This window comes from Rarobacter incanus (genome assembly GCF_006715765.1).
In the GTDB taxonomy this organism is placed as follows: Bacteria; Actinomycetota; Actinomycetes; order Actinomycetales; family Cellulomonadaceae; genus Rarobacter; species Rarobacter incanus.
Window position 1 is genome coordinate 446,504 of the sequence record NZ_VFNV01000001.1, and the last position, 17,191, is coordinate 463,694.

General features: G+C 56.1%; 16 protein-coding genes. 6 read left to right on the forward strand and 10 right to left on the reverse strand.

What is annotated here, in order from left to right:
* Window positions 1-66: 66 nt before the first annotated feature.
* Window positions 67-528, forward strand: a complete 462-nt coding sequence (locus FB389_RS10950; protein ID WP_425467261.1) for a DUF4916 domain-containing protein — start codon at window positions 67-69, stop codon at window positions 526-528.
* Here the strand turns inward: FB389_RS10950 and FB389_RS01810 are convergent.
* From FB389_RS01810 to FB389_RS01855, 10 genes are all read right to left on the reverse strand, one after another.
* Window positions 516-824, reverse strand: coding sequence for a hypothetical protein (locus FB389_RS01810; RefSeq protein WP_142111099.1), 309 nt, complete (start codon window positions 822-824; stop codon window positions 516-518). The two genes, FB389_RS10950 and FB389_RS01810, sit on opposite strands and share 13 nt — an antisense overlap.
* Window position 825: 1 nt before the next feature.
* On the reverse strand, window positions 826-1,818 hold the full coding sequence (locus FB389_RS01815) for a GDP-L-fucose synthase family protein (RefSeq protein ID WP_142111100.1): 993 nt from the start codon (window positions 1,816-1,818) through the stop codon (window positions 826-828).
* Window positions 1,803-2,834, reverse strand: a complete 1,032-nt coding sequence (gmd, locus tag FB389_RS01820; RefSeq protein ID WP_142113414.1) for a GDP-mannose 4,6-dehydratase — start codon at window positions 2,832-2,834, stop codon at window positions 1,803-1,805. Before gmd ends, FB389_RS01815 begins: the two co-directional genes overlap by 16 nt.
* A 377-nt stretch (window positions 2,835-3,211) precedes the next feature.
* Window positions 3,212-4,411 carry an MATE family efflux transporter gene (locus FB389_RS01825; RefSeq protein ID WP_142111101.1) on the reverse strand — a complete coding sequence of 400 codons (1,200 nt, stop codon included), beginning with the start codon at window positions 4,409-4,411 and terminating at the stop codon, window positions 3,212-3,214.
* Between the two features lie 9 nt (window positions 4,412-4,420).
* Entirely contained in the window at window positions 4,421-5,725 is a 1,305-nt protein-coding gene (locus FB389_RS01830) for an O-antigen ligase family protein (protein ID WP_142111102.1), read from the reverse strand.
* Window positions 5,722-6,756, reverse strand: a complete 1,035-nt coding sequence (locus FB389_RS01835; protein ID WP_170207827.1) for a glycosyltransferase — start codon at window positions 6,754-6,756, stop codon at window positions 5,722-5,724. Before FB389_RS01835 ends, FB389_RS01830 begins: the two co-directional genes overlap by 4 nt.
* A 49-nt stretch (window positions 6,757-6,805) precedes the next feature.
* A complete protein-coding gene (locus FB389_RS10385) occupies window positions 6,806-7,477 on the reverse strand; it encodes a glycosyltransferase (RefSeq protein ID WP_170207828.1) in 672 nt (223 codons plus the stop codon).
* A gap of 470 nt (window positions 7,478-7,947) precedes the next feature.
* Window positions 7,948-8,742 (reverse strand): WecB/TagA/CpsF family glycosyltransferase, encoded by a 795-nt coding sequence (locus tag FB389_RS10955; protein ID WP_425467241.1) that lies wholly within the window; start codon window positions 8,740-8,742, stop codon window positions 7,948-7,950.
* Between the two features lie 351 nt (window positions 8,743-9,093).
* Window positions 9,094-10,620 (reverse strand): sugar transferase, encoded by a 1,527-nt coding sequence (locus FB389_RS01850; protein WP_142111106.1) that lies wholly within the window; start codon window positions 10,618-10,620, stop codon window positions 9,094-9,096.
* Window positions 10,620-10,886: an LPXTG cell wall anchor domain-containing protein gene (locus FB389_RS01855; protein ID WP_170207830.1), complete on the reverse strand. Its 267-nt coding sequence runs from the start codon at window positions 10,884-10,886 to the stop codon at window positions 10,620-10,622. Before FB389_RS01855 ends, FB389_RS01850 begins: the two co-directional genes overlap by 1 nt.
* A gap of 438 nt (window positions 10,887-11,324) precedes the next feature.
* Here FB389_RS01855 and FB389_RS01860 point away from each other — a divergent pair, with 438 nt between their 5' ends.
* The 5 genes from FB389_RS01860 (at window position 11,325) to FB389_RS01880 (ending at window position 17,160) form a co-directional block, all read left to right on the forward strand.
* Complete coding sequence (locus tag FB389_RS01860) at window positions 11,325-13,172, forward strand: DUF4012 domain-containing protein (protein WP_170207831.1); 1,848 nt, start codon at window positions 11,325-11,327, stop codon at window positions 13,170-13,172.
* 124 nt (window positions 13,173-13,296) lie between these two features.
* On the forward strand, window positions 13,297-13,914 hold the full coding sequence (locus tag FB389_RS01865; RefSeq protein ID WP_142111109.1) for a hypothetical protein: 618 nt from the start codon (window positions 13,297-13,299) through the stop codon (window positions 13,912-13,914).
* 127 nt (window positions 13,915-14,041) lie between these two features.
* Window positions 14,042-15,451, forward strand: coding sequence for a tyrosine-protein kinase domain-containing protein (locus FB389_RS01870; protein WP_142111110.1), 1,410 nt, complete (start codon window positions 14,042-14,044; stop codon window positions 15,449-15,451).
* 24 nt (window positions 15,452-15,475) lie between these two features.
* Window positions 15,476-16,690 carry an arsenate reductase/protein-tyrosine-phosphatase family protein gene (locus tag FB389_RS01875; RefSeq protein ID WP_142111111.1) on the forward strand — a complete coding sequence of 405 codons (1,215 nt, stop codon included), beginning with the start codon at window positions 15,476-15,478 and terminating at the stop codon, window positions 16,688-16,690.
* Window positions 16,691-16,866: 176 nt separating this feature from the next.
* Complete coding sequence (locus tag FB389_RS01880) at window positions 16,867-17,160, forward strand: YciI family protein (protein ID WP_142111112.1); 294 nt, start codon at window positions 16,867-16,869, stop codon at window positions 17,158-17,160.
* Window positions 17,161-17,191 lie beyond the last annotated feature (31 nt).

Below are 17,191 nucleotides of genomic sequence, written 5' to 3' on the forward strand. Positions count from 1 at the left end.
CGTCTTATCAATCAAGAACTGTATTCAACCATCGAGGCCAGCATTCCTATTGCTTGCGTCGATTTCTTGCCCGTCAAGCGGAACCACCTGGGGCAGATAGACCAGGTTGGCCTGATCCTCCGGCAATCGCCTTTCGGCCATGTATGGTGCCACTTGGGCGGCAGGATCGTCCGGGGTGAGACGGTCCGTGACGCAATTTGTAGGCACCTTACTGGAACAATTCGAGACCTAAGTCTCGATATTTCAGATGACCCTCAACCAGCATACGTGTTCCAGTGGCTGCCGCCCGACCTGCATCAGCACCTAACGGAACGTGCCGGTCCGCAACAAATTCCGTTAGGTATTGATCCACGAAAGCATGCAATCGGGCTGTCCTACGTCTTTGATTCACATGGAGATGGAACGGTGGTAATCGGAGGCGAGGCGCTGGAGTTCAGGTTCTATCCAGTAGGGAAGCTACCCGCCCGGCTCTGGCCGGGTTGCGACGAGCTATTCACGAGAATGTTCGCCTCAGATTACTCGAAGTAGTCGCAGACCCACCAATCAGCAATCAGCCTAAGCCGTTCTACTACTTCTCCATGAAGCGTAGAACGTGTGAACCGCCCGAACTGCTCCTGATCCAGGAACCATGCATCGAACAGAACGACTCGCCCCTTTCGCAGGTCGACAGATTCCCTTACCCGAAACGTTCCCACGTTGCGTTCGGAACCTAGCCGTTCGAGATCGCGGATCGCTTCATGAAAGGCCATTGCGGTGACTTCGCGGTAGAAGGCGAAAACTACAATATGCCGGTAGCCACCATAACGATCGAGTTGATCGACCAAACTAAGACCGGAGCCTATCGAAGTTGTCGTGGTACCACCGCATCGTTCGGTCAAGACCTTCCTCAAGCGTGATTTGTGATCTCCAACCAATTTTGGCCAGCAGGGACACATCTAGAAGCTTTTGTGGTGTGCCGTCAGGCTTGGTCGTGTCCCATTTAGTCTCGCCAGTAAAACCGGTCACTGTGGCAATGGTGTCAGCAATCTCCTTGATCGTGACGTCAGAGCCCGTGCCAACGTTGACTTGTGTCGGCCCGTCGTAGTGCTCCAGGAGATATAGGCAGGCGTCCGCCATGTCGTCGGCGTGCAGGAACTCGCGGCGTGGCTTCCCCGTGCCCCAGTTGGTCACGGAAAGCGCATTCGCACGAGCTGCATCGTCATACCGCCGGATCAATGCTGGCAGGACGTGTGAGCCTTGGGGCGAGAAATTATCGTTTGGCCCATAGAGGTTGGTGGGCATAGCACTGATCCAGGGAAGACCGTACTGCCTGCGTACTGCTTGCGTTTGAAGAATCCCGGCGATCTTCGCGATCGCATAGGCGTCATTGGTTGGTTCCAGGTGGCCGGTCAGCAGCGAGTCTTCACGGATAGGCTGTTCGGCAAGCTTGGGGTAAATACATGACGATCCCAAGAAGAGTACGCGCTCAACATCATTCTTCAATGCAGCGTCAAGAACGTTGACCTGGATCCGCATGTTGTCGCTAAGGAAATCGACGGGGTAAGTGCTGTTGGCCAGGATCCCGCCAACTTTTGCAGCGGCGAGCACTACATATTTGGGTTTGGTCTCAGCAAAGAAGGAAAAGGTGGCATCGCGATCTTTTAGATCGAGTTGGTACGAGGTTCGTCCGACTAAATTGGTGAATCCCGATGCTTCAAGTCGACGCCAGATTGCCGATCCCACAAGGCCGCGGTGCCCAGCGACGTAAAATGCCGCTTCCCGATCCAACTCAGCTGGATTGTATTCCGCCACGCCTGTCACTGTCACTTTGTTCCCCATGATTCAAGCTTCACCTTGTCGATCCAGCCTGGACCGGCATCAAGTGCTTCAATGTCGGCGTCAACCATAAGTTTAGCGAGTTCGCGGCCATCGATCGTCGGCGTCCACCCTAGTTTCTGCCCCGCTTTGGTGGGGTCGCCGATCAATGCGTCGACTTCGGTTGGGCGCAGGTACCGCTCATCGAAACGGACGTGATCCTCCCAATGAAGTCCCACATGGGAGAAGGCGATATCAAGGAACTCACGCACCGTGATGCCAACGCCAGTTGCCAGAACAAAATCCTCTGGCTCATCCGCTTGAAGCATCCTCCACATTCCTTCGACGTATTCGGCTGCATATCCCCAGTCGCGAATCGAGTCGATATTCCCCATGTAGACGTGTTCTTGTTTGCCCGCCTTAATCGCAGCAACTGCACGCGTAATCTTGCGGGTCACAAACGTCTCGCCACGACGTGGTGATTCGTGGTTGAACAAGATGCCATTCACCGCGAACATGTCATAAGCCTCGCGATAGTTCTTCGTGATCCAGTAACTGTAGAGCTTCGCAGCAGCGTATGGCGAACGGGGGTAGAACGGAGTTGTCTCATTCTGGGGGGGCGGGGTTGCCCCGTACAGTTCGGATGTCGACGCCTGGTAATACTTCGTATCTATACCAGCTAGCCTGACGGCTTCCAATAGGCGCACTGTGCCCGTCCCGGTGGTATCCGCCGTGTGCTCTGGTTCGTCGAATGACACTCTCACGTGGGACTGTGCCGCAAGGTTGTAAACCTCGTCTGGTTGAATCTCAGATAGCAACGTCACCATTCGAGCCCCATCGCTGAGATCACCGTAGTGCAGGAACAGGCTCGCTCGTTCCTCATGCGGATCAACGTATAAGTGATCGATGCGGCTCGTGTTGAATGTAGAAGCCCTGCGGATAATTCCGTGGACTTCATACCCCTTAGAAAGCAACAACTCGGCGAGGTACGAGCCGTCCTGACCGGTGATGCCTGTAATTAGTGCACGTTTCAAATTCATCACGTCGAAACCCTCCAATGTAATGCGACCAAATCGAATACTAACAACGAAAGTCCGGGAAAAACCAAACGTCGAAAAACATCAATAAGACACCTTGAAAGACCAAACCTAAAAGAATCTTCAACTCTGCCGAACCCGATCATCAATAATCTACTCTACATCCAACGTTTCAGCCATACTAGCATCCCCTCGGGGACCCCCAACCTACAACACATACAAAATGGCCTGTAAGGCACACCGCGCAAACCGTAGTCGCCAAGGCAACTGATTCGGAGGAAACGAACGAATGAAGTAATTACAAAACACTGACGAATGATACTCTAACCAAAAAACGATCAGCCACCCGTGAGCGACACTAGCACGAACCGCACACGGCACTAACGACCGACAAACCGTAGCTTCCAATGAACCAGCGCAAATGCGCTCAAGCAATATGATGCGGCAGAGACGAAAATAGTGATGGCAATAAAACGAGCGCCAAAGATGGCGGTAAGAGCAATGCCAACCGGCAAAGAAATGACCGCAATGATGCGCAACTTGATGATGGCACTCGACACCTCATACACACGTAAAGCTACAGTCGCAGCTAGCGCAACTATCGACATTACACCCCCTAGCGTTAGCCATACCATATACGGGCCCCCTTGAATAGCGTTCTCCCCAAAGACAATTCGAACGTACCGATCCGGGGATAAATTCAGAATTAAGGAGTATGCACCAAAGACCGCCGCCAAAGCGATTGCCTCAAAGAAAGCGATCCGGAATCCATACAGGAAATCAGTTCGAAGACGCTTCGCATTCAGTGAAAGCAGCAGAGGTCCCCCTGCCGACAAAAGAAAACTCTGAGGACCTAGTTCGGTCATTACTAACCGAAGTGAACCAACATCCTGCGAGCTGACAAACCAAGTTGCACAAACGATTACTAGCTGTTGCCCGCCACTTCCTAGCAAAAAATCGAGTAGATAAGCTCGCTTAAGAGCACCATCTCTCGCAATACTCTTCATCCACCCACGAAATCGGAGCCTAGGGCCGATCGCCATCGATGCGAAAGCAGCGGACACAATAATCGCGCCAAAAAAGAGATTCACCCCGGCTTTGAACCAAACTAGAAATAGTCCACCAATAATCAAAGAGGCAGAGAAAGTTACTTCACCGAACAGGAGCAACGAATATGACGATTCTCCGACACGAAACGCCCGCTGAGCATCATAGAAAAGCCATACTAATAGACTGATTAACGCAAGGCAGGTACTATTCGCATCCAAACTCCAGAACACCGCCCCATAGGTCGCGAATAACATCGAAGAAACTAGAGCTATTAAAAGCGATGTAGAGAGGGAACACAAATGGGTTGACTCGACGGCACCAACAGTACCTGATTGAAGCCTTGGAATGAAAATCTCTGACGTGATTGAGCGTTGTATACCCGACGTAAAATAAAACCAAGCAAAGAAAACCCCAATAAGACCCAGTTCGTTCAAATCCAAAGCTCTGCCAGCCAAAGCGAGAAATCCAAAACTACCAAGCGAACTCGCTACTTGAGAAAAGAGCAGATTGTAACTCTTACGGTGCTTCATGGTCCACTCTCAGAATCGTCCCATTGTGCCTCTGACACTTTGATCAACACTGCTTGTGATCACCGTCAAGTCACGCTGGGGAAGGATTTCATGTCGAGATAGAAGTATGGTTGATATCGCAGCCCCGATACCGAAACCGCTGGCCGCTGTCGCCGATACAAGCACGTTTTCAACGCCAAGAACAATCGCCAGAAATAGTGATAGTCCGAACAGCACTGGAATCCTTGTAATGACAGCCCGGCATTGCAACCAAATCAGCAGCAGGACCAATACAGAGACACTGATCAAGCCATAGTCATAGAGAACTCGAATGTATTCATTATGCACAACCCTATTTGCATCAATTTCGTCGTAGTACCTAACATCCAAAGGAGCAACCAGGCTCGCCGAGCTCGAGCCTCCATTCCCAAAAAACTTCTCGGCTAGAGTTCCTTCTCTCCAATGAGAGAGGACCTCTGACACCACGATGCCACGGTAGGCAAAAGTGCCAATGGAGCCAATGCCGCTCGATAGATCCAACAGCGACGCAGATCTACCAAGTACAACTTCGACCTTCGAACTCCCCATAAAGATAATAGCCGGAACGACAGCGGCCAAGCTCGCCATAGTCAATACTGCCGGATATCTTCGAGCGCTCGCGTATACCAAGCAAGCAACGATAACGACGAACCCGATTAGCGATGTCCTAGAACCACTTAATACGATGGCGTAGAGCGAAATTAGACCTACCGTAGCCAGAGTATTCATGTTCTTTACTAGAACAGTGGAGACGCCAAATAGAGCAACATAGAAAATACCGAAAGCTTGGGGCGAGCTAAATGACGTAAATCTACCGTCGGCAGTTCCAAATTGATTTCCAAAGACATGAGTCTGTAAATAGGCGATCGATAGGGCCCCAACAGAAATAGTAAGCAGCATGGCATCACTGACCAAGGACAATTGAAGTGCAATGCGCCAAATGAGAACGAGTAGTAGAAGCGCTATCAAATAGCACAAGAATTTGAAGGTGGCTGCAACGTTCTGTGTAGACAAGACGCCAGGCAGTAAGCTAGCTACAACAACTAACAATAGAATCGCTATCCTCGGGCGATGTCGGCGAACGGGAAGCTTGCGATCATTCACGAGCCGCGACAGAACGACCAAGGGAAGAATCACTACACGCACAATGTTGATCGCGCTAGCAACGCCGTTTTCCCCAATGACGAGGTTCATGTCCAAATGGCTTGTAAGCGCTAACACGACAAATGCGACCGGCAGTTTGGCGCGCGCGCACATAATTAGAGCTAATGCGACTACACCCACGCCGAAAATCACTTCAATTTTCCTGATGTGCGGCGATCGATTTCTCTGATTATTTCAATCATTGAGTCCATGTCGTCATACAGATAGGTGTTTGGAATAGATCTCAGTACTTCTTCAGCATTTCCCGCGTCAGACGCTACGATGTATTTGCCCGAACTACTAGCCTCATAGATAGCTAGACTCGCAACCTCGTAATGAGAGGGAAACAAGAGTATGTCAGCATTCTGTAATGGGATTTGCGGATCTGAAACCTGCTCGATAATCTTCACCTGTGACACGACACCGCACCTCTCAGCATAGCGCTGAGCCACGCGAGCCTCACGTCTAGATCCCCCAACGATGCACAGATCCACTTCCGGAATCTGTGCGATCGCCCGAATAGCAGTAAAAACGCCCTTCCGAACATAATCACCACCGGCGATCATTCCGACCAGTGTTCGCGAACTCCTGCGTGTTTGCGCGACCCTCTTCCAACGACGTGCTTCATCGCTCGAATTTTCACGAACACGAATGCATATTGGATCTATCTCAGGAATTGACTCAACGAGTTCTTCCGCGAGACGAACAGTGGGGACAATGATCATGTCGCTCGCAGCTAAGAGTTTGCGCTCGCGTCGTCGAAGCCAACGATGCCTCCATCTTCGGATATAGGCATTAAAGTAGCGTGGTGTCTCCGTAATCCGCAAACGCTTCAAGTAGGTCGCATGCGAAAAGTGAACCCAATGAATCTCTGCGTGACTTATGGCATCGCAACTGAGCCGGATTGGCCCACCTACGGCGTTCCAGCGCGAACTCATTTTTAACTGCAAAGGTAAAATGATGATCCGCAGACTATAGGATAGTCCCCATCTCTTTAGCGGAACTTGAACTACATTGTCAGGAAGGTCCCGATCAAACTCATAGGAGTGGACTACGAAGAGAGTACTAGGGTGGCACTCAATCAGCGATATCAAAAGTGAACCAATTGCGTTCGACCGCTTCGTGGACATAGCAACAACTTGGATTGTGCTCAGACCCGAAACATATTGATCAAAGTCACCCACTAGTCGCTCATTTGGACCAAGCTCGTGCCTGAACTGACCATTAGACGAATCAGATATTCGATGTGGCATCGCTAATCACACCCATCGTCGTCTCGTACCAATTTTCAGCGGAAAAGTCTGCGTCAAACCTCGCTAGCGCTTCACGAAATGCCAGTTCCCGTGGGAGAGAGATTGACGAGTTGATTTTTTCAACTAAGTCGCCTACGGAACCAGGTCGATATGCTAAGACGCCGGGGCCAGCGAGCTCAGCCAAACCCCCAATCGATGACACAACTACCGGCGTACCCTCACCCAGTGCTTCTATGACAACTCTTCCAAACGGTTCAGGCCACAGTGATGGAACTACCGCACAATCGGCGTGTGACAGTTCGCGCGTAACTTGTTGATGATCGATCTGGCCCAAGTACTCAATATTCGGGTGATCTATAGCTCCACGAGCCGGACCTATCACCGCCAAAACAAGATTCGAGTTCCACTGCACGAGTTGAAGAAACGCACGAATAAGATCATCGAGTCCTTTCTCGGGAGTAGCACGCCCTACAAAGGCGATGCGGTTAGATCGCATCGAGATTTGCTTCCGTACTGCATTCGACCGACGTAGATAGAGATTTGGGCGAGTGACAATTCTATCTTCCGGCATCCCAGACTGAATAGCGACCGACTTGACATAGTTTGACACTGCAATGAAATATCCGACCGATCTCTTATCGATTGAAGCCATCCGATGTTGAGTAAACCCGGCTATTAGACTAGCGGGAGCCGACCCACGGTAGCAACCGTGAATGACTCCTTTTAGTGGAGTTCGTCCAATGCAATCAGTACACACTTCTCCTTGACGGAAAAGGTTCCCGGAAAGGCACCCGAAACGGTAGTTCCTTAAGACTCGAATTACGGGAATCTGAAAGTCCTTTAGGCAAGACACTACCGCCGGTGACAAAGCGGGAAACGTGTTGTTGATGTATGCCACTTCTGGGCGAAATTCTATTATCACCCTCTTTGCGGCGGCGTAGATATCTCTGTTTGAAATAGTCGCCGCTGCCTGAATAAGAGGATGTTGACACTGAAGTTCTGAGTTCTGACGCGTAAAATCAACGACTTCGTGTCCACGATCTTTCAAATACTGCACTTCAGTGCGGTGGCTAATGTCCTCGCCGCCAACTGTTGCATAGAACGCATGCGCGGTTAGAATTCTCATTTTTCTGTGTGCAACCTACCCCTGCGCCTATTACGAAACGCCTGAGCGACCATTGATTTGACAGCTATCGATATAAAGCCGAAATTCCCAAAGACATACCTTTTCCACAGTCTTCGAGGCTCCGAGGCTAACCGATACAACCACTCCAATCCGAGAACACTGAAGAACTGCGGTGCCTCTGGTACCGTCCGAGCCACAAAATCAAATGCGGCACCGATACCGACAACCGGTATGCCTAATCGATCTGCTAACACTGTAGATAGATAGTCCTGCTTCGGTGTACCGATTCCTACCCACAAGACATCAACATCTTCCCAGTTCGTACATTCGGTGCACTTTAGTAGGAATTTGTCATCAAGTTCACCGAAGGGTGGGGCAAAAGTACCTGCGATCGCAACACCTGGATATATTTTCTCCACAGAGTCAACCAATTTCTCTAAGGTCTCAGACGTAGTACCCAAGAAGAAGTGCCTGATATGCGATGTTCGACCCCGATCGAGCGCTAGCTTGAACAGTGACGGACCCCGAACTTGCTGCGCCCGCGGTTGAAATAGTCGAAGATACAGTGCCACCGGTTTGCCATCCGGGAAATTCACGCCATTCTTGCTATTGAGAATGCGAGCATATGACGGTTCTCTATTGGCTAAGTATACGCAGTAGGCGTTCATGAGTCTCACGCTCACTCCGCATTTGCTTGGTGTCGCCTGCCCTATTAGCCACTCAGTTGCTTCTTCAAGGGAGCAACCCTGTAACCAAACTGGACCCAAACTTACTTCGTTCATTGTTCTCATTTCATTGCAAATCCATGAAAAATTCGTATTGCAGATATTCGATTGCTTCGTGCCCTGAGGACGCTGTCCACCATCTGCTGTATCTACCAATACCAGTGTCCGAGTTGATTGTTGTGTCGCTTTGACACATCAATTAGTGGAGACCGGCCGCTAGTGCATGTTTCTTTGAGCAATTCCAATGGAAGAAATGAGGATTAGCATACGGAAGACTGAAATTGCACGGGCTTTCGAATCTTTCGAAATGATAGTCCGGTATTCCGTCTTTGTCTTTCAGAGTTACTGCAACATAGTTCGGCTCTATCTTCCGCTATCTATAGTTTCAGACAGCGGTGCGAATCATTCTCTATCATACTAATAAGCACCATCCTTTCCGACAACTGCCCGCAGCGTACGCGAAATTATCTGCAGGTCCTGCGTCAAAGACCAGTTAGCTACGTAGTACAAGTCCAGTCTTACCGTTTCATCCCAATCAAGGTCAGATCGACCGCTGACCTGCCACAGCCCTGTTATTCCCGGTCGCACCAGGAATCGGCGGTGAACGTGATCGCCATATAGTTCCACCTCACGTTGCAGTGGCGGACGCGGGCCAACAAGGCTCATCGTTCCCAGCAGCACATTGATCAACTGGGGCAACTCGTCGATCGAATAGCGGCGCAGCAGCTTCCCGACTCGTGTGATCCGGGGGTCGTCCGTCATTTTGAACATTACGACGTTGCCACGGTCGCGCTGCTTGTCTGCAAGGTCCTTGAGCCGGGCTTCCGCATCCGTCGACATGGAACGGAACTTGAACATTCGAAATATTTGGCCGTGCAGTCCTACCCGATCTTGTACAAAGAAAATCGGCCCCCTACTGTCCAGCTTGATCGCAATGGCCGTCACAGCAAAAAGTGGCGAAAGCAAAATGATTAGTAGCAAAGAGCCAAGGCGGTCGAATGCCGTTTTGGTTAGTTGAGCCACACCCGACAACTTCGGCGTCTCGACGTGGATCAAAGAAAGCCCCGCAACCGGGCGGATGCCGATGCGCGGGCCCGCGATGTCGATCAGCGCCGGGCTGACGATCAGGTGCTCTTGCCCCGGGACTAGCTGCCAGCTGATCCGTTGAATCTCGGGGCCGGGCACGGCCTCTCCCCCGGACACGGCGATGGTATCCCCGCCCACGGATCGCATGAAGTCAACGGCGTCTGAAATGAGCCCCACCGGCACCTGGCCGCCGCACACGTCGTCATCGAGTTTGTCACCGGCAGGCAGCGCCGCTCCAACCACCGCGTACCCGGCGGCCGGCGACTTGGTCAGTTCGCAGATCACCCTGGACACGCGCGGGCCCGTCCCGGCCACCACAACGCGCCGGCTCATCTTCCCTAGCCGGGTGCGCTGCGTCACCAGCCAGCTTCGCCAGATCTTGCGCTCAAGCAACAGGCCCACAAGCCCCAAGGGCAACGCGATGAGCAGGTACCCGCGCGCAAAGTCGATCTTGAACACCAGTGCCACGATCGCCACCAGCCCGAAGCAGATCAACGTGGCATTAGTAACCTTGCGGTATTCGTCAATTCCAGTTCCAAGGACGCGATAGTGGCGCGAATCCGACAGCGCCAACGCGCAGATCCAAGCGAAGCTCAGCAGAACCGACACGACCCAGTAGGGCACAGATCCGAACGCCTTGACCGAAACGTTCGACGCACTGGCCCCGAAGTACAGCAGCTGGGCGGTCGCGACGGCCCACACCACCACCACGACATCGGACATGAGTAGCTTGCGCACATACGACGTGGACCAGTCGCTCACGCGCGCCTGCTTGACGTGCGGCAAAAGGTCCGCAGGCAATTGAATCGATGTTGAGGGTTCCGGAATGGAACCCGCCGTTGTCCCGCTCGCGACCATCAGCCCGCCGACACCTCGAATGTCGAATCAGGCTCCGCGTTGCGGCGCTTTAGACCCACCACGCCGGCGCCGGTCACCATTGCCAGGCCGCCAACCGCCAGCAGGGTAAAACCCGCGGCGCGATCGCCGGTCGTGGACGTCGATTCGCTGCTAAACGTGGGGCTTGACAACGTGTTGGCGGGCAATGCAACCTGGTTAGACGGCGGGTTACTTGCGGTGGCCGCCTGCGAAGCGGCAAAGGGCGCACCTACGGCGAGAGCGGTCACTGCCGCGCCTACCCAAACGGACCGCAGATAGACGCGAGGTTTTGTTCGCGACATTCCCACCTCCAAAGAGTGTCGGGCCGATCGCTGAGCGATCTGGCTGATGAAATGAGCTACTTCGGATTGACAACGTCAGTCCGGAATTTGATTCACCGTATACGACGTCCAATGCGTTAGGCAACCCTGTCCACGGTTTTACATGCCCGATATAAACGCATTTCTAGGTTCGGACGCCGCCCCCGTTCGGGGACATACCCGCAGGTCGCGTCCGCTTCCGGCTACCAGACCCGGACACCCCGCGCTTTGCGACACGGTGTCGCAAAATGAGGTATTTGGTTCACGAAGTACATTGACGCGACCGGTCCGGGTCGTGAGAGAATCGGGCATTCCCCCATGTCGGGGACCGAAGATCCTTGACACCTGACATACCGAATGGCAGCCATGACTGAACATTTGAGCCAGCACACCGAACCATCCGCGCCCGCTGACCAGCCCGGGTTCTTCCGGCGACACCGCACGGGAACCATCGTCACGGTTGCCCTGGTGGCGTTCTTCGCATTCTTGGGCTATTCCGCCGTTCAGTACTATTCGGTGGCACGCAACCTCCAAGACCTCAATGCCCTGGTCGATGTGGCGCGCGCACACGCCAAGGATAGCGACGTCGACGCACTGGCCGACGATCTTGTCCGCGCGCACACCTTCGCCAGCCGTGCCAGTTCCGCCGCCGATTCCATCCCGGTGCGCCTCGGCGAAAAGCTGCCCGGCATTGGCGACGATGTCCGCGCGATCAGGGTCACCTCGCACGTGGCCGCGGATCTCACTGGTTCCACCAGCTCCCTCACGGCGCTGCTTCCCCGCATCACCGGGACCAATCTTGCCGGGGGCGGGGAAGGCTTTGACTTGACACTCTTGGCCTCGGTCAGGGAATCGCTGAGCTCGATCGACACAGCCGCCACCACCTCGGCGCAAAAGCTCAAGGCGGTGTCCACCGACGGCGTCAATCCGCAGATCAAGACCCGCATCGACAAGGTTTCCAGCGCCCTGACCGGGATCGGCCCCGCCGTGCGGAAGCTGGAGCCGTACATGGACGCGCTGCCGATCATTCTGGGAGACGGCGGCAAGCGCACCTGGTTCGTCACGATGCAGAATCTCACCGAGGTGCGCCCATCGGGCGGGCTGCTGTCCGCGTACATCATCCTGGAAGCCGACAACGGCAAACTCAACGTCGCTACGCAGGGTTCCAACGACGACCTGGTCGCCGGACCCGCCGTGCCCTACCAAGGGATCATCCCGGCCGGATACGTCGATGCGTGGGGCAGTGAAACATTCACGAATTGGCTCTCGATGAACCTCTCCGCCAACTTCCCCGACAACGCCAAGTTGATCCGGGCGGGTTGGAACGCGCGCGGCGAGACCCAGGTCGATTCCGTTCTCTCGCTGGGCCAAGGCACGCTCCCCTACCTAGCGGCCGCGGTCGGCCCCCTTTCGGCCGGCGACAAGCAGATCGCGCCGCAGGATCTGACCGAATACCTGACCGTGGGCGTCTACAAGGATTATTCCAACCCCAAGGAAAAGGACGCGGTCGTGGGGCAAATGATCGCGGAGATGTTCACCAAACTATCGCAGGGGCAGATCGACCTGGCCTCCCTGGTTTCCACGACGCTGAGCCAGGAAACGGCCGACTATCTGCAATTGTGGTCAAGCGATCCGATCGTGCAAAAGGACATTGCCTCCGCCGGATTTTCGGGCGAGTTCCCCGCCACCCCCGGGCCCAGCAGCACGGTGAGGGTGATCAACGCGGGGGGCAACAAGCTCGACGCCTTCATGCACCTGGGTGCGACGTATGAGCTGGGCGCCTGCACCATCGATGCGGACGCGGACCTTGCCACCCGCACCAGCACCTTCACCGTGACCATCACCAACGACGCCCCCACTTCCGGCCTGCCCCCATACATGACCGGGCGGCTCGACGTCACCGACGGGACCACCCCTACGGTCGGTTCCAACCACGACTATGTGGTGGTGTACGCCCCGGTGGATGCCACGTTCGACTCCTTCCGTCTCAATGGGCAAGACGCTTTTGTCTCACGCGGAGAGGCGGACGGTCGCGAGTTTGTCGTTTACGACGTTGAACTTGAGCCTGGCGAAACCAAGACACTTACGACACAATGGGACGAACCGGCGCGTGATGACGACGATCGGGATCTCCCCACCGATCCTCAGATCGTCATGCAACCGCTCCTGAACGAACCAAACGTGAAAACTGTGAGTCAGGCCACATGTAAATAACTGATGTCCAAAGTGCACAAACAACGGGACTTCATGTATTGTCGTTCACGAGCAAGACCCCGTTCGCCAGTTGCAAGTCGCGGACGATACACCACCTATCTCCGAACCAAGAGGAAACATACCTATGAAACTCTCATCCATCGCAAAGGCCGCAACCGCGGCAGTCGTAGCCGGCGGTCTCGCTTTCGCCGCAGCAGCTCCCGCCGCCCAGGCCGCCTACCCGCCCGTAGTCAACCCGACCGTTTCCGGTCCGGCTGCCGCCAAGGCCGGCGCTACCGCCACCTACAGCTTCAACCTGGGCACCACCTACGCCGGCAAGACGGTCACCGTGACCATCAACGGCAAGAAGACCACGGTCAAGGTCGGCGCCGACGGTAAGGTCACCGCGGGGATCAAGCTCCCCAAGAAGGCCGGCGAATACACCATCAAGGTCGACGGCACCACCGCGAAGACCACTGTGACGATCGGTAAGGCCGCTAAGGTCAAGAAGGTCAAGGTCAAGAAGTCCGGCAAGAAGGCGACGCTGACGGCCACCGCACCCAAGGGTGTCAAGAAGGTCAAGGTCACCATCAAGGTCAAGGGCAAGAAGGCCATTGTCAAGACCGTCAAGGTCAAGAAGTCCGGCAAGTTCAGCTACAAGTTCAACGCGAAGAAGAAGGGCACCTACAAGGTGACCCTGAAGTTCCAGGCTTCCGCCAAGTACTTCGCGAAGAAGGCGACCGTCAAGAAGGTTAAGCTCTGATTCACAACTAGGCTTCGGCCTGAGGTCTCTGCTTGAGAGCTGGGGCTCGCCACCACCGGCGGGCCCCAGTTCTTGCTTATGCCAGCCACAACATGCATTCCCCCTTAGCACGAACAGAAAGTCGCCCGTGGAACTCGCCGATTACATCCGTATCCTCCGGAAGCGTTGGATTCTCATCACCGGAACCGTGGTTATCGCCGTGGTCATAGCGGGCGCAGCCACCGCCCTGATGTCACCGCAGTACAAAGCCACGACGCAGGTTTTCGTTTCGACAAGCACCGACAATTCCTCGGCCTCGGATCTGAGCGCGGGCAACACGTTTACGTCCCAGCGCGTCAAGAGCTACGCGCAGGCCGTGACGACGACGTCCGTCCTGCAGCCCGTCATCAAGACGCTGGACCTGCCTTACACCGTCTCCGAGCTCGCCGCGAAGGTCAGCGCAAACGCACCCCTGAACACCGTCATCCTAGAGATCTCCGCGACCGACACGGATCCGACGCGGGCCGCCGCGATCGCCAATGCGGTCGGCGAAACCCTCCCGAAGATCATTTCCGACGTCGAAAAGCCCAATGCCGGTGGCACCTCCCCCGTCAAGATATCCACCCTGGAAGCGGCATCGGTGCCGACCAGCCCCGATTCCCCCAACGCGAAGTTGAACCTGGCCCTCGGCCTGCTGCTGGGGCTCGCAATCGGCGTGGGAATCGCGATCCTCATGGAAGTCCTTGACACCAAGGTTCGCAACACTCGCGACGTCGAAGCCATCACCGATGCGGCGATGGTCGGCGGCATCCCCATGTCAGAATCGAAGGCGGACCCCGGATTGGTCGTGCAAAACGATCCCCGTTCGCCGCTGTCGGAGGCGTTCCGCGGCCTGCGCACCAACCTTGAGTTCGTGGTCGCGGCCCACCCCAAGTCAGTCATTGTGACCTCGGCGATGGCGAGTGAGGGCAAGACCACCATTGCGTCGAACCTCGCCATCGCGATCTCGCAATCGGGCTCGCAGGTGCTGGTCATCGACGCGGACCTACGCCGCCCGCGCCTGTCCGAGGCATTCGGGATCGAGGGAGCAGTGGGCCTGACCGATGTACTGATCGGCAACGCCGACCTGGAGGACGTGGTCCAGCCCTGGGGCGCGACCGGGAACATCGAGGTACTTCCCTCGGGGCAGATCCCTCCGAACCCCAGCGAGCTGTTGGGCGGCAACCAAATGCGCGAACTCATCAACGCGGTCGAGGCAAAGTACGACCTGGTGATCTTCGACTGCGCACCGCTGCTACCAGTGACCGACACCGCCGTCCTCTCGAAAATGGTCGGCGGCGCCGTGCTGGTCGGAGCCGCCGGAAAGACGCACAAGGCCCAATTCTCCGCGGCAATCAAGACCCTACACGCCGTTGGCTCGCACCTGTTCGGCGTCGTTTTGACCATGCTCCCGACCAAGGGATTCGACGCCTACACGTACAGCCAGTACGGACACTACGGGTCCTACGGCGATATCGTGGAACCCGATCCTTCCCCCGCCGCCGACGCCGAGAAGTAGCAGCGCTGGCGATAGGCTGCCCACATGGAATCAGAACGCTTTACAATCCTGACCGTTTGCACCGGGAACGTGTGCCGCTCCCCGCTCGCAGAGATGCTATTGCGGGCGTGGGCCGGTGGGCTGCCAGCGCCGCTGGCAGCCGCCGTCTCGGTCCGGTCGGCGGGGACCCAGGCTCCCGTCGGAGCTACCATGTCCGGCGGTTCCGTGCAGTTGGCAGCGTCCCAAGGACTCGCGGACCCCGCCCACGCAGCGCGGCAACTGGGTAAAAGTGACCTGGCCGAAGCCGACCTGATTTTGGTAGCAACCAGGTCACATCGCCAGCAGGTCGCCCGCATGTTCCCGCGCGCGGCCCGCAAGACGTTCACAATCCGGGAGTTCGGAGCCCTTGCAAACGCGGTGGATACCGCTGACCTCCCTGCGCAGCTCGAAACCGTCGAGGACGTGCGCCAGGCGCTAGCCGCCATCGCCCGCCAGCGTGGTTTGGGGGGCAAGCGCGACGCCGCGACCGATGACATCATTGACCCCTACAAGCGGTCGCAAGCGGTTTACGACATGATGGGCCAACAACTCATCCCACCGCTAGCCGACGGGGCCTCCCAGCTGTTCGGCACACGCATCGACCCGGTCGTCACGTGCGGTGAATGGACCCTGTCGACTCTGAGCGTCGGGCCCATGCACAACAACGCCTACATCATCACAGACGGCCACACCGGAACGCAGTTGCTTATCGACGCCGCGGCTGAGCCGCAGCGGCTGCTGAGGCTCTTTGCCGCCCGCCCCGGCAACCTGGTCTTGACGACTCACCGCCATCCCGATCACTGGGCGCACGCGTTGCACGACGTTGTCGCGGCCAGCGCTGCAACCACGCTCGCGGGTGCGGCGGACGCCGACGGGATCGGCGTCCGCACCGATCGGCCCCTCGCGGATGGCGACACCGTAGCGGTCGGGGACCTGAGCTTGAGCGTCATCGCACTGCGCGGGCACACACCCGGTTCCCTGGCGGTCAGGTTGCGCGATAGTGCGGGCCGAACGCACATCTTCACCGGAGATTCCCTGTTCCCGGGTGGCGTTGGCAAGACGGAATCCAAGGCCGACTTCGCGTCACTGTATAACGACGTCGTCCACAAGATCTTCAACAAGTTCGACGACGAAACGGTCATTCACCCCGGGCACGGGCCCGCGACAACGCTCGGGGCCGAGCGTCCGCATCTTGCCGAATGGAAAGCCCGCGGCTGGTAAGAGCGACGGCGCGTGCGGGCACGCCCACCGAAACGCCGCGTCGGGCATAACCGGGCGCGTGCGGGCACGCCCGCCGGCCAGTGCCCCCGCCGCGGACGCGCCAGCGGGTCACCTGCATAGGCGTTCGCGAATGGACGGTTTGCACCGATGTCATAGGTTCCTGCTTGAATAGCACTATGAGCATCTACGCAGTCACCTACGCATACACGGACAACCAGGATCTGCTAGCGCAGATCCGCCCACAACACCGCGCATTCCTGGGCGGCCTGTACGCAGCCGGGGTCCTTCTCGCATCGGGCCCGGTCTCGGCTCCCGGAACCGCGGGCGCCCTGATCATCGTCCGGGCCGAATCGCCGCAGGGCGCTCTCGATCTGTTGGCTGGCGACCCGTTCCTCGCCGCAGAAGCAATCCTGGAACGTCAGGCCGTCGAATGGAACCCGATCTACGGCCCCTGGGAGGCGCACTCGTAAGCTGATCCACTCCGCCCCGCGGCCTTGTTCA

Excerpts from the sequence above, each read along its gene's own strand:
- FB389_RS01815 (WP_142111100.1), bottom strand. The coding sequence starts at position 1,818 with ATGGGGAACAAAGTGACAGTGACAGGCGTGGCGGAATACAATCCAGCT.
- gmd (WP_142113414.1), bottom strand. The coding sequence starts at position 2,834 with ATGAATTTGAAACGTGCACTAATTACAGGCATCACCGGTCAGGACGGC.
- FB389_RS01825 (WP_142111101.1), bottom strand. The coding sequence starts at position 4,411 with ATGAAGCACCGTAAGAGTTACAATCTGCTCTTTTCTCAAGTAGCGAGT.
- FB389_RS10385 (WP_170207828.1), bottom strand. The coding sequence starts at position 7,477 with ATGGCTTCAATCGATAAGAGATCGGTCGGATATTTCATTGCAGTGTCA.
- FB389_RS10955 (WP_425467241.1), bottom strand. The coding sequence starts at position 8,742 with ATGAGAACAATGAACGAAGTAAGTTTGGGTCCAGTTTGGTTACAGGGT.
- FB389_RS01850 (WP_142111106.1), bottom strand. The coding sequence starts at position 10,620 with ATGGTCGCGAGCGGGACAACGGCGGGTTCCATTCCGGAACCCTCAACA.
- FB389_RS01860 (WP_170207831.1), top strand. The coding sequence starts at position 11,325 with ATGACTGAACATTTGAGCCAGCACACCGAACCATCCGCGCCCGCTGAC.
- FB389_RS01865 (WP_142111109.1), top strand. The coding sequence starts at position 13,297 with ATGAAACTCTCATCCATCGCAAAGGCCGCAACCGCGGCAGTCGTAGCC.
- FB389_RS01875 (WP_142111111.1), top strand. The coding sequence starts at position 15,476 with ATGGAATCAGAACGCTTTACAATCCTGACCGTTTGCACCGGGAACGTG.
- FB389_RS01880 (WP_142111112.1), top strand. The coding sequence starts at position 16,867 with ATGAGCATCTACGCAGTCACCTACGCATACACGGACAACCAGGATCTG.